Source organism: Nesterenkonia marinintestina (assembly GCF_025420485.1).
Classification (GTDB): Bacteria; Actinomycetota; Actinomycetes; order Actinomycetales; family Micrococcaceae; genus Nesterenkonia; species Nesterenkonia marinintestina.
Genome location: NZ_JAOEFD010000021.1, coordinates 1 through 12,338 on the forward strand (window position 1 = coordinate 1; position 12,338 = coordinate 12,338).

Sequence of the window (12,338 nt, forward strand, 5' to 3'; positions counted from 1 at the left end):
TCTAGGACGCGTCAGTGAGGGATCTGTCGCAGATCTCGTCCTGTTCGAGGGCGACTTGGAATCGGCGGGGCTCCGCGGTGTCCGGGATCGAGTCCACAGCGTCATTCAGGCCGGCACGCGAGTGACGTAGTCCCTGGCTTCGCCTTGCAGTCACTCGCGGTTGCCTCGAAAGCACGAGCCCACTCTCGATGTGGCCCGGCGGAGATAGTGAGATGGCCCTAGGTAGCCGGATCGAACCGAGGTCGACCTATGTCTCGTTGAGTACTCGGAATGGGCACGGCATCCGAGTGCTGTGTGGCGCCGGCGGGCCGCTATGCGCCGCCATGCCTGCGGAACGAAACCCCGACACTTCAAACGGTGCGCCTCTCGCACTGTGATGCGACAAAACTCCACCAGATCAGGGGTGCGGTCGAGGCGGCTTCGAAGATCAAGCAGAAGTATCGCCATGTCGCGTATACGCCAATCAAACCCACACTGCCACAAAAAAAGCAACGAGGCCGACGCCCACGTAGCTTCACTCCTGACGAGACCAAGAGCCTCATCGCGGACTACCAGGCCGGAGTGTCGGTCAGGGCCATCAGCGAGAAGTTCGGCTGCTCACGATCCATCATTCAGCGAATTCTCCAGGTGAACGATATCCCACGGCGAACGCCAGACCTGACCGCCGAACAGGTCGAAGCCCTCCGTAAGCGCCGGGCCGAGGGTGCGACCTACGCCCAGCTGGTCAAGGAGTTCCGCGTCAGTAAGCGCACTATCTCGAAGTACACGGCATCGTCCGCGACGACCGGGCAGGAACGCTGATCCAGCAGCTTGCCGTGGAGTTCAATATCCACTGCATGACCGCCCATCACAGCTTGAAGCGACGAGGTGTACAGACTCGGAGTTGAAACCCGCTGCCCAACCAGTAGGAAATCTTCACCGGTTACTTCCTCGGCTACTTCTAAAGTCACGGGCAGTGACCCCTAGATCAGAGGCGAATTCCGCAGCAACATATGCACAACTTACGCCAGATGTGAGACTTCGTAGCCGACTTGGGGCTTGACACTGCACGTGCGCGCCGGGAGAAGCTCTGAAGCGTCCTTCCCGACCACCGCGCAAAGACCCCTGAAGTGGTCCGGGTCTAGCTGGTTCATGAACACAAACACTGAACTGATAGCACTGTAGATCTCGTCGGGATTAATCGTCGTATCCGTCTCTGGCGACTCGCTATGAGAGTATGCATGCGCATAGCGCGTAAGCTGCTGCCGCAAAGCATCCGCATCCCCCCGGTATCCAGAGGAAGCAAGCAGCTCTCCTGCATTGCGCATCGCGGTCGTAAAGTCACCCACCCAGTCAGGCCGTTTGAATGCGAGGAATGACTCCAACAAGCGCCGCATTACATTCGGAAATAGAAGCTGCGCGTCGAGGCGGTGATCAAGACTGTCATTCTGCTCAAGCTTCTCTTTCGCATCCGCGACAGCGATAAATGCATGATGGTAACTCGAACGGATCTTCTTACGAACCTCCTGTGTCTGTGGCCAGGCATTAATAACCGGACGACGACGTGTCCGGCCACCAGCTGTGTCGTGCCGTGCCTTCAGCTCATACAAGCGGGCCGGGTACAGATTTCTCATTGTTCCGTTCTTATGCAGGCTCTGGATTTGGACGTCCCACTGCTTGAACAGGTCGAAGTTATGAGTCAATAGCACGATCTGAGCTGTCTCGTCTTTCATCGCCACAGTCCAGATGTAGGTCGAGATTCCCATAAAGACGTTGCTGTCGAGACTTGACACCGGATCGTCGATCACAACGATCGGAAAACCTTTTGAAGCATCGTGGCAAGCAACGACCTCGAGGAAGTGGATCAGGGCGATTGCACTTCGCTCTCCAACGCTCAGGTTGACCGCAGGCTCGCCGTCACGCGTGACGACGTACTTGCCATCGCGCGCCTGGAAGACGAGTTCACTGCGCCCCAATAATCGCGCGACCTCCCGAGTGAGAACGGCTGCCGATGGAGTGGGGTCGCCATCTACTTTCTCCAGCTTCGCGATCTCTTGGTTGATTTGTGCGATGCGATCACGCGCTTGCTTTGCTCGGTCAGTTTTATCTGTATGCGCTTTTATCTGGGTATCGACTTCCTCCACCTCGGCTCGGAGGTGATGCTGCTCAATGTCGGCCGCAGCGGCCGCAACAAGCTCACTATGCGTTTTGACGCGCTCGTTGTGGGTGGCTATCACGGCCTCAACCGCAGACCCATTGGCCTGCGGAACGTCGTCGACAACTGAGTCAACCGACGCAAGTACGTTCTTTTGCTTATTTTGAACACGTGACACCAACGCGATCATGTATTTCTTCAGCGCTGCAATCTCGCCCTGCCAGGTCACAAGCGCGCTGTCATACCGCTCGCGCAGGTCCTCGAACAGGAGGCCGCGATCAGGCAATGTTAGAAGAGCCGCTTCGGCCTCCTCTGCAAGAGTGGTGAGCGTCTGGTGAAGCTGCTCTAGCTTCTGTTGGAGATCTGCAACTTCGTCCGAGAAATGACGCTCGATGTCGCGAAGACGGCCGTCCGGAAGGCGCTGGCCACAGAAGACGCAATCCTCAGCGTGTGCGTGCAGGCCTTGGCCTTCCTGCACCCAGGCAGAGGCACTCGGGTTAGACTTCAGGGTGTCAAGCACGATCGTAACGGGAGTCTTGCCAAGGAGACTCTCGGCACGATCCCTAAGGTCATGGGCCGCCTTTACGGAGAGCGACACCTCCGCAATCACCTCGCGGTTATCGCTGACAACTAAGGCCTTCTTCGATGCAAGAGCAGCATCCGCTAGCGCGGTCCATTCCGATTGAGACCCGGCGTATCTACCTTTGACTACACGGGCGTTATACGCGCCGCGACTTCGATAAGCCTCAACTCGTGAGAGGTCGCCAACCACGGCCTTCGATACCCGCTCGTACGCCTTCGTGGCGGACGCATCAGCCTTCTTTGCGGCCGTCTCGGCCTCCTCTGCCTCTCTAGTCTTTTCCGTGAGTTCCCGTTTGAGCTCCGAGATCTTGTCCTCCGCATCCGCGGCACGTTCGCCCAGCGTCAGAACAGCATCGAGGCTGGGCGCGCCTCCGTGAAAGCGGTGACTCCTCTCCACATACTTATCGCCGAAGACGTATAGGCGATCGAACACCGCGTCATCCTGCTGGTTAGTGACGCGCCTCTGCCTGTCCTCATCTTCGACTGCGATAGATATGGTTTGGAATCCATCAGGCTCCGACCGTGCCGCATCGAGGGCACGCGACAACGATGACTTTCCGGAGCCATTTGGCCCGTAGAACAGATTGAGGCGTTCGAATTCAGGCAGGCTAGTCTCCCAGCGGTATCCGTCCCAGATGCCATGCCCGTGTATCTGTTCGATTCGTCGAAGCATCAGTGCAGCCACTCCTCCTCAGCTAGCGGGGCTCCATTCAGCTCATCCCGTCGCATCCGCCAGTCAGGGAGATGCTGGTCCATGAGCTTGGTGAACGCGTCACCGTGATTACGCTCGAAGTAGTGCATCATCTCGTGCACCACGATGTACTCCAGGCAGTTCGGGTGCTTCTTCGCGAGCTCAACGTTGAACCACAGGTGGTGGGTCTCGCGATTGCACGATCCCCACTTTGTCTTCATCTTGCGGATCGTCCATTTTGGAACCGTTACGCTGAGCTCTGACTCCCATTTGGAGATCAACAGAGGTAGCTCGGATCGCAACTGCTCGCGGTACCAACGGTCTAGGTGGCCGCGGCGCTGCTCAGATGTAGTCTCAGGCGCCATGTAAAGCACAATCCGGTCACCATCAAGTTCGACATGCGCTCGACCAGGTCCTTCGGCTACCTTTAGCCGCTTTCTCATACCCCACACGTAGTGGGTCTCGCCGGTCACCATCTCACGGGTTGTCTGCCGTTCTGCGTTTCTCAGCTCTTTGCGTTGACGACGGATCCAGGGCAGTCGCTGCACGACGGCAAGCCGAATCTGATCATCATCAAGTCGGGTTGGTGCAGCGACGCGAACCCGACCAGCGGGCGGATAGACGCCGATGTGCACGTGCTTGATGTCCTTGTAGACGACGTCGATGTCGATGCCGCGGACGGTGAGGTAGGCGTTAGCTGTACTCATCGTGCCTCTTCACTAAATCGAACAGCGCATCCGCGCGAGGATCGCCCTCCGGGAACTTGCGGGCTATCGCGCGCTTGACTTGCTTGCGTTTGAGCGCGTTGTCCTTCCAGCCATGCTGCTTGTTATTGCGCACGGCAGACTCCACCTCGTGCGCCAGGTCAGCGTCTCCGTCTAGCGAGTCAACGATTGCGCGCTGCCCGTCGGTCTTCACCCATGACGGGTAGGTCTTGCCGGTGTCCTTGTTGCCAGCCTGCTGGGCAATGTCGAGGATCTTCGCCAGGTACTCCTCGTACTCGAGTGCCTGTTGGCGTCGCTTTTCAAGCACGGCGTCGAGGAGCTCGCTCATACGGTCGAAAAACTTCGGGTTGGTCCCGTGTTCATCGATGATGAGCTTGCGCGTGTTGTTGACGATGGTCTCGGCTACGGCCTCCTTGTTCTTCTTGATGCCCAGCGGCAGCTTGTCGATCGCGCCCGCGCCCAGCTTCACGATTAGGTCGATAAGGGCGTCATTCTCAAAGTTCGAGACAACCTCAGACGCGCCGGCCTTGATGTACGTGTCCAGCAGGAAGCGCATGTCTGCTTCGTAAGCCTTGAAGTCGACGTCCTCGCCCGCTGCGAGCTTCACTTCTGCGCGCACGTCGCTGTAGTGAGCAATCTCAGCCTTGATCTTTTCGACGTCGGCTGGGCTGTAGCCCGCGGCGTTCATGTCGTTGGCGATGTTCGCGAACGCCCGTGTGGCTCCGGCAACCGCCTTGTAGAGTTCGACGCGCTTCGGTTCGTTGTCCTTGATCTGCTGTGAATTTCCGGCCTCGCGAGCAACGAAGTACGCACGATACTGATCAGTGCCCTTCGGCGGCAGTACTGGTTCACAGAGCGCACGAATCCGCTCAAGGGCGTCCTCGAGATCCTCGCGCGCCTTGTCGATGCGGTCAGAGAGCAGACCTTCGATGTCCTGCTTGTCGTACCCTTCGAACGCGCCGGTCGTGTAGTCGTCGATGGCCTTTTCGAGCGACTTGAAGAGGTCTCGGTAATCGACGATGTAGCCATAGTCCTTGTCGTCTCCATCAAGGCGGTTGACGCGGCAGATGGCCTGGAACAGGCCATGGTCCTGCATCTTCTTGTCGATGTAGAGATAGGTAGCACTCGGCGCGTCAAAGCCGGTCAGCAGCTTGTCCACCACGATAAGCAGGCGCATCTGGCCGGGCTCATCGATAAACTGCTTCTTGACCGCCGCCTCGAACTCCTCGACGCGGCCCATCGCCTCGTCTTCGGACGTCTCGAAATAGTCCGCAAGCATGCGTCGGTAGGTGTTGTAGCGGGCCATCTTCTCGGTCAACCCAGCCCCGGAGTCCTCCTTGGAGATCTCACTGGCACTCGGTTCGTAGCTGGTGACGATTGCGCACTTACCCTTGAACCCGGCAGCCTCGAAGAGGTCATAGAAAGTGCAGGCCTGACTGATGCTGGATCCGACGAGCATCGCGTTGCCGCGGCCATCCATAAGCCTCGGGCGTGTGTCCATGTCGAACAGGATGTCTGCCACGATCTGCGAGGCCCGCGACCTGCTCGAGACGACCTTCTGCATGGTGCCCCAGCGCTTCTTCAGCTCAGCGCGACTGAGGTCGGTCATGCCCTTGGTCTTAGCTTCGAACCATTTGTCGACGTGCTGCGGTGACGTCATCTCCTGGTCAATGTCGCGCGCCTCGTATCGCAGATCCAGCACGACGCCATCCTCGACCGCCTCGTTGAACTTGTAGGTGTGGATGAACGAGCCGAAGGTCTCGATGCTTGTGGCTTTATCCTGCTTGAGCAGCGGCGTACCGGTAAAGCCGATAAACATCGCCTCGGGCAGGAGCTTCTTCATCGCATCGTGCATTTTGCCCGACTGCGTGCGATGAGCCTCATCGACGAAGACGAAGATATTGCCTTTGGCCTTGAAGTCAGCAGGGAGCGCAGCGTTGAGCTGCTTGATGTAGTCGTCCGTGTCCTCCGCGGTCTCATCGTCGCTGCCACGGAACTTATGGACAAGCGAGCCGATCAGCCACTGTTCGGACTTGTTGAGTGTGGCGATCAAATCGGCGCCGCTCTTGGTGCGATAGAGCGACTCGCTGACACCGTTGAAGACCTTCTCGATCTGGTCGTCTAGTTCGGTGCGGTCGGTAATGAGGAGAACGCGCGCATCCGGCTGGTTCTCGCGGATCCATTTGGCAAGCCACACCATCGTGAGACTTTTGCCGGATCCTTGGGTGTGCCAGATGATGCCGCCCTCGCGCTTGGCGATGCGCTCCTGTGCAGCCTTGATACCGAAGTATTGGTTGTGACGCGGTCCCTTCTTGGTGCCCTGATCGAAGACGATGAAGTCGTGGATCAGCTCGAGGAACCGGCTCTTCGTGCACATCTGCAGCAGCGCACGACCGAGCGGGGACTGGACGTCGGAATCTTCCTTCCACTCCAGCCAGTACTTCTCAGGTGTGCCGATCACGCCGTAGCGAAGCCCCTCCGCATCGTTGCCAGCGAAGAGGAACTGCGTCGGAGCGAAAAACGGCCGGATAAAGTCCTTGCTCTGATTACCGATGTTCTGGCGGATGCCCTCACTGACCGAGACCTTGGAGCGCTTGAGCTCGATGATGCCGAGTGCCAGTCCGTTGACGTAGAGCACAACATCTGGGCGCTTGCTGTGCTGGCCAAACACCGTGACCTCTTCGGCAATTGCGAAGTGGTTCGCGTTGGGATCCGACCAGTTGATGAGATGCACGGTCTCAGATTGCTCGCCGACGGCTGCCTTGACCTTCACGCCGTAGCGCAGCAGCTCATAGACAGCGCGGTTCGCTTCGTAGAGGTTGCGCCCGGCGCCAACTGCCGCCGCCTTGTGCAGACGGTCGAGTGCGCGACTGATGAGCGTCGCGTTGTATCCACGCGCCTGCAGATTCTGGATCAGCAGATCGTCCTCGATGCCGCTGGTGCGGTTGCCGTCGTGCCAATCGCCGAGGTACTCGTAATCCAGCCGCTCCCTGAACAGCTTAACGACGCGACTCTGCGTCTTACGTTCGATCTGGCCAACATTACTCATTGGACTTCTCCTGCGGAGCACCGTGGACCACACGCTGAGCTGATGCACGCTTCAGGTCAAGCAACTTTGCTCGTCGAAGCTCCAGCGCTTCTGTGAGTTCGTCAAACTGAGCGAGCGCCTTCGCGATTGCGATTTGCTCGTCGAGTGGCGGGACTGTGACTTCAATCTTGCTATATTGCGAAATCCAGTGTCGCTTATGGTCCCCGAGCACAAACTCAATGAGCTGCATCCGTTCGAACATAAACCGAACATCTGAAACACCAGGGCGCGCGCGTAGGAGTTTCATTGCAGAAGACTTAGCCTTAAAATCAAAATCAACAAACTGAGTCGCCGTGGTGAAGTCGTCAAATATGATCAATGGATGAGTGGTGCAAATACCATGCGGGTCATTCGTGTACCCAAGGATGAAAGTCTTGCCCGCAGTTAGGACGGGCGTCCGGCCGCTCTCGAGTTGACGCGTTGTCGTCACGAGGTAGCGCCCGGGTTGCTCGTAGCTGAGGAGTGCTGATAGCGGCATCTTCTTCCATGGTTCCGAGAATCCTGGCAGCCGAGCATCGCCAGTAAGAAGCGCAAGATTGCCTGCGACGTCGTTGTTCAACATCGTCAGGCGCTCGTCAAGACTGTCGAGGGTTTCGGCGTATCGCTGTCCCAGTTGGGAAACCCGGGCGATAAGCATGTTGACCTGGGTCTCTACGACCGCCAACGCTCGCCCGGTGAGGTCACCGTGCCACTTATAGTCGAGAACAAGGCTTGCAACGTCGCCCTCAGTGAGGTTGCCATACTTCTTCAGGGTGTCGAGATCGAGCGCAGCCCGCGCTTCCTTGGCTGCCTTCCTCGCCGCGGACGCCGCGTCATAGAGCCTGATCAACTGCTGCAGTGCGTTGATTTCGTCATCCCCGGCGTCCCGCTTGGCTTCTCTGAGTCTCGTGACGGCGAGGCCCTTGTTGATCTTGTCGTCTTCCATAGCCTCGGCGAGTAGCCCGTTTTCGACTGCGTGTTCGTCGACGTACTCCTCGACGAGTCGGGTTGCTTCCTCAGCAGCAGCGCCCAGCTCATCGAGTTCAGCCTGTTCGGACGCGAAGTATCGAGACACGATCAAGGCCGGCGGAACGAGATCCATCTTGTACTTGGTCTTCTTGCGCCCGGTGCCGACCTCAAGATCCGGCGTCTCGTTGAGATTGCGCTCCTTGTCCTCGATCGTTTGACGAGGCTTGGCGGCGCTCACCCAGTCACCTCCCGACGCGAGCTCGGCCATGACCAGGCTGACGTCGTCGTGCATGACGTCATGCCAATAGGTCATGAGCTGCTGGTACGCGTCGTACTCGTTGAGGAGGGGAACCGGCTTGAACCGCTCGAGCAGGTCGTCGCTCAGTGCCGTAATGAGGTCGCCCGGCTTGGTCTCGGCTGTGAGATTCAGGAGCGTGCCGCGATGGGCGGCGAACCACTCGTCAACGATGGCCGTTACCTGTGCCCGGAGGCTGTCGAGCCCGCTGCGGTGAAGCGCGTAGTCCTGCACCTCACTCAGTTCGACCTTGAGGCTGGAGTATCCCTCACGGAGCGGCTCGAAGAGCGCGTCCTTCAATGACGGCAGCGCATCCCAGTACTTCTGAAGCGCCTCGATATCGCGGTTCGGGATGCCGCCGTTGAGGTGCGCGGAGAGATCCTGCAGATCCTCGGGCTCCGAGCTGTCGATGTAGCGCGGGATGTTGAGGTTATAGTCGTTCTTCGGATCGGCAATCTCGCTCATCGGCACCATGCGCGAGTAGCGATCGATCTCGATCTGCTTATTGAACGTATCGACGATGCGGTGAATGTCCTGGTCGCGCAGGCGGTTCTTGGCGCCGTCCTTGATGAATCCCTTACTGGCGTCGACCATGAACACGCCGGTACGGCCAACGGCATTCTCCTTATCGAGCACGACGATGCAGGCAGGGATACCCGTGCCGTAGAAGAGGTTCGCCGGCAGACCGATGACGCCCTTGATGAAACCGTGCTTGAGCAGCTCGCGACGGATATTGCCCTCAGCGTTGCCGCGGAACAGCACGCCGTGCGGAAGGATCACCGCCGCCTTGCCGCCGGACTTCAGAGATGTCAGCGCATGGAGCAGGAAGGCGTAGTCGCCGTTCTTCTCAGGCGGCCTGCCGTACTCGAAGCGCCCGTAATCCTCTCCGAGCCCGTTACTCCACGCCTTGTCGGAGAACGGCGGATTCATAACAACGTAGTCGAAAGTCTTGAGCCTCGTCCCGTTTGTCAGTTGAGGATCGGTGATCGTGTTGCCCTTGTAGATCTCCGCGGTCTCGTTGCCGTGGAGGATCATGTTCATCTTGGACAGCGCCCAGGTAACATTGTCCTTCTCCTGGCCGTAGATCGTCATGCCCCGCGGCGCCTCGGCGGCAGCCTTAAGCAGGAGCGAGCCAGAACCGGAGGCGGCGTCGTAGACAGTTTCGTCCTGGCGGGTCTGGCGGCCGATGCCGACAACCTTCGCCACGACGCGCGACACCTCGGCAGGCGTGTAGAACTGCCCCTTGCTCTTGCCCGACTCCGTAGCGAAGTGCCGCATGAGGTACTCGTAGGCATCGCCAAGCAGGTCGTCACCCTCGGCTCGTGATCCGCTGAAGTCGAGATCGTTGAAAATCGTCACCAGTTTGGAGAGGCGATCCTGCATCTCCTTCCCGCTGCCGAGCTTCTCCGGCTCGTTGAAGTCGGCCTGGTCGATGACGTTTCGCAGATCGTTAGCTTCGGCGAGCTTGCCGATGATCTTGTTGAACCGGTCGCCGATCTCCTTGTCGCCCTTTGCGGCAAACATGTCGTCGAAGGAGCCGCCCTCGGGTACCTCTATGAGGCTGTCCGGATCAGACTTCGCCTTATCCGTCACATACTTCATGAAGAGCAGCGTCAGAACGTAGTCTTTGTACTGGCTGGCATCCATGCCGCCACGGAGTTGGTCCGCGCTGGCCCACAGCGAGCTGTAGAGGTCCGACTTCTTGAGCGCCACCGTCACGCCACCACCTTCGAGTGGCTGTATAGTGCCAAGATTGATCGCTGATTCATGTTGTTCTCCCTCACCCGCAGGTGTGTTAAGTGATTCGTGATCCAGACTACCGGCGACCTCGGACATGCAGTTGCGCACCGCACCGATCTGACCAGGAGTTGGATCCTCGCAGAGCAGGAGCTGACGAGCTCAGAACCGCTACTTGCGAAGTATTCTTATTATCGCACATCAAGTCTTCGCTGAGAAGACTGCGGGCGGCGTCGTTGGTGTCGCGGTCCAATGACAGGAGCCGCGTCCGACCCGCAGATTAGGCTACTCAGAGATATCGCGACCACGACCGAGGGAGCTCTAGATGGGTCGAGCATCGAACGCCAAGAAGCGCCGGAGGGAACGCCCGGCTCTCGTGGAGAAGCTGAAGACACAGCTCAGATTCCTCGAGCGATCTGCGGAGTCATACGACCAGGGCTTTAAAGATGAAGCCCTCCGGCTCGCCACGATTGTTCGCGTCCTGGTTCACGACACGAACAGTTCGCACTCGCTCCTGGGGCAGCTCGAGATCAAAGAGAACCTGAAGTGGATCGACACCGCCGGACCGATCGAGCCAGGAAATCTCATGGCCGACCATGGCCTTGTCGGCATCTCATATGACAGCCAGGGCGGCTGGAGCTACTCGGCTGGACTCGACATCATGCCAGTGAAGAGGCAGGCATCATTCACCGCCTGGTGGGAGGAGCCGGTCATGCGGCTTGATGACGACCGGAAATGGAATCGGAAGCAGATGGTTCTCGAGCTTGCCAATAAGGAGGGTGGAGCGCACGTCGATCCGACACTGAACGCTGAGTATGAGTCCATCGCCAACGAGGAGAAGCTGGGCTGGTTCAACATCGATAACGCCACAGATCAGCCGACGAGTGCCATGGCGGGCTACCCCATCGCCGTCTCTGTCCGCCAGCTCACCTACGAACTGCTCGAGACAGTAAAGCGAAATCCCCAGCATCTGAGCTGAGGCAGAATAGCCGCATGGTTCGCTACTCCGACGACTTCCGACGCGAGGTCATCGCCGCACGCCGTCAAAGCCACGAAACCACGGCTCAGGTTGCGCGGCAGTACGGCATTGCGCCCGGAACGCTGAAGAGCTGGATGGATAAGTTCTACGCCGAGAATCCGCAGGAGTTGGAAGCGGACAACCGGGCCTTGCGCGACGAGCATGCACAGCTACTGGCAGAGCAGGAAGAGCTGCGCAAGCAGTTGCCATGGCTAAAGTAATTTACTGACGCCCTCCCCAGGGTGTAAGCGCGGAATCCATCGCCAGAGATGTCTCGAAACCGCCCATATACCCGCGCTATCGGCTGTTGCATATGGAGACCATGCAGGAACGTGTCGATATCGACTTTGACGTACGCGCCGACACGCCTGCGGGCAAGGATCCTGACAGCTACAGCCCCACGCTGCGCCGGTACCACCAGATCTTGTGGAGCAAACCCCTGCCAAGTGGAGATCCGTTCACGCTGAACACGACTCGCCGCCACGCCTATCTCCACCACCAGTCCCCTCTCGGAGAGTTCTTTCTCTCCAGCGACCGCATCGCTCAGGGTCTGTCGTGGAGCCCTGAGGGCTCATCCGAATACTTCGGCTCCGATCAGGACGCGGCCTACCAAGCTCTGGCCAATTCCGTCGCGGGAGTCATGACCTGGCCAGGAAACAAGATCGACCGGAAAATGACAGTCAATGGGGCCAGTGGCGTATTAGAAGCGGCTAGCCATTCACAGCGGGCTCCATTGAAAACACCGTGATCAGAAAGGAGCTTCGTCCCAAACTGCCGGAGTAGGGGCAGGAGCATTGTAGTTTGCCTGCGCCTTGAGGAAACGGTCGAAGAGTTCAGGGTAGGTTCCCTCATCACCTCGACCAGTGTTATATATCTGGTCCCTAGTCATGACCGCCGCCTCTACGCGTTCGATCTGCTCCGACGTCAGCTCGCGGAAATCTCTAATCTGCTCCCAGATCAAGTCTGTCGTTCTGAACGACCCCGTGCGCTCCAATCCGACAATGAATGACTCGACCAGCTTGGGAGCGAGGTCTGAGCGTCTGCGATATATGTCAAGGACTTCTGGCACGATGACGTGCGGCGGACGAGTCCCAACTTTGAGGCCCTGTTTCATACCCAT

The 12,338-nt window shown here is 58.5% G+C and carries 9 protein-coding genes; 4 read left to right on the plus strand and 5 right to left on the minus strand.

The window, feature by feature from the left end:
• Positions 1–270 precede the first annotated feature (270 nt).
• Positions 271–801 carry a hypothetical protein gene (locus N7E59_RS11590; RefSeq protein ID WP_261625097.1) on the plus strand — a complete coding sequence of 177 codons (531 nt, stop codon included), beginning with the start codon at positions 271–273 and terminating at the stop codon, positions 799–801.
• Between the two features lie 200 nt (positions 802–1,001).
• On the opposite strand, the gene N7E59_RS11595 is transcribed toward N7E59_RS11590, so the two are convergent.
• The 4 genes from N7E59_RS11595 to N7E59_RS11610 are packed head-to-tail and all read right to left on the minus strand — an operon-like array spanning position 1,002 to position 10,299.
• On the minus strand, positions 1,002–3,401 hold the full coding sequence (locus N7E59_RS11595) for an AAA family ATPase (protein WP_261625098.1): 2,400 nt from the start codon (positions 3,399–3,401) through the stop codon (positions 1,002–1,004).
• Positions 3,389–4,114, minus strand: a complete 726-nt coding sequence (locus N7E59_RS11600) for a M48 family metallopeptidase (protein ID WP_261625099.1) — start codon at positions 4,112–4,114, stop codon at positions 3,389–3,391. Before N7E59_RS11600 ends, N7E59_RS11595 begins: the two co-directional genes overlap by 13 nt.
• A complete protein-coding gene (locus tag N7E59_RS11605) occupies positions 4,101–7,181 on the minus strand; it encodes a type I restriction endonuclease subunit R (RefSeq protein ID WP_261625100.1) in 3,081 nt (1,026 codons plus the stop codon). Before N7E59_RS11605 ends, N7E59_RS11600 begins: the two co-directional genes overlap by 14 nt.
• Positions 7,174–10,299 (minus strand): N-6 DNA methylase, encoded by a 3,126-nt coding sequence (locus N7E59_RS11610; RefSeq protein WP_261625101.1) that lies wholly within the window; start codon positions 10,297–10,299, stop codon positions 7,174–7,176. The genes N7E59_RS11605 and N7E59_RS11610 overlap by 8 nt, the downstream gene beginning before the upstream one ends.
• 226 nt (positions 10,300–10,525) lie before the next feature.
• Between N7E59_RS11610 and N7E59_RS11615 the strand changes: the two genes are divergently transcribed.
• The 3 genes from N7E59_RS11615 to N7E59_RS11625 all read left to right on the plus strand — a co-directional run bounded on the left by N7E59_RS11615 (position 10,526) and on the right by N7E59_RS11625 (position 11,966).
• Positions 10,526–11,179 (plus strand): hypothetical protein, encoded by a 654-nt coding sequence (locus tag N7E59_RS11615; RefSeq protein WP_261625102.1) that lies wholly within the window; start codon positions 10,526–10,528, stop codon positions 11,177–11,179.
• Between the two features lie 14 nt (positions 11,180–11,193).
• On the plus strand, positions 11,194–11,439 hold the full coding sequence (locus N7E59_RS11620) for a transposase (RefSeq protein ID WP_261625103.1): 246 nt from the start codon (positions 11,194–11,196) through the stop codon (positions 11,437–11,439).
• Between the two features lie 92 nt (positions 11,440–11,531).
• Complete coding sequence (locus N7E59_RS11625; protein WP_261625104.1) at positions 11,532–11,966, plus strand: DUF6994 family protein; 435 nt, start codon at positions 11,532–11,534, stop codon at positions 11,964–11,966.
• Here N7E59_RS11625 and N7E59_RS11630 read toward each other — a convergent pair.
• On the minus strand, positions 11,967–12,338 hold a 372-nt coding region (locus N7E59_RS11630; protein WP_261625105.1), incomplete at its 5' end, for a hypothetical protein.

Coding starts and splice junctions, on each gene's coding strand:
- N7E59_RS11625 (WP_261625104.1), top strand. CDS start 11,532: ATGGAGACCATGCAGGAACGTGTCGATATCGACTTTGACGTACGCGCC.
- N7E59_RS11605 (WP_261625100.1), bottom strand. CDS start 7,181: ATGAGTAATGTTGGCCAGATCGAACGTAAGACGCAGAGTCGCGTCGTT.
- N7E59_RS11615 (WP_261625102.1), top strand. CDS start 10,526: ATGGGTCGAGCATCGAACGCCAAGAAGCGCCGGAGGGAACGCCCGGCT.
- N7E59_RS11590 (WP_261625097.1), top strand. CDS start 271: ATGGGCACGGCATCCGAGTGCTGTGTGGCGCCGGCGGGCCGCTATGCG.
- N7E59_RS11620 (WP_261625103.1), top strand. CDS start 11,194: ATGGTTCGCTACTCCGACGACTTCCGACGCGAGGTCATCGCCGCACGC.
- N7E59_RS11600 (WP_261625099.1), bottom strand. CDS start 4,114: ATGAGTACAGCTAACGCCTACCTCACCGTCCGCGGCATCGACATCGAC.
- N7E59_RS11610 (WP_261625101.1), bottom strand. CDS start 10,299: ATGTCCGAGGTCGCCGGTAGTCTGGATCACGAATCACTTAACACACCT.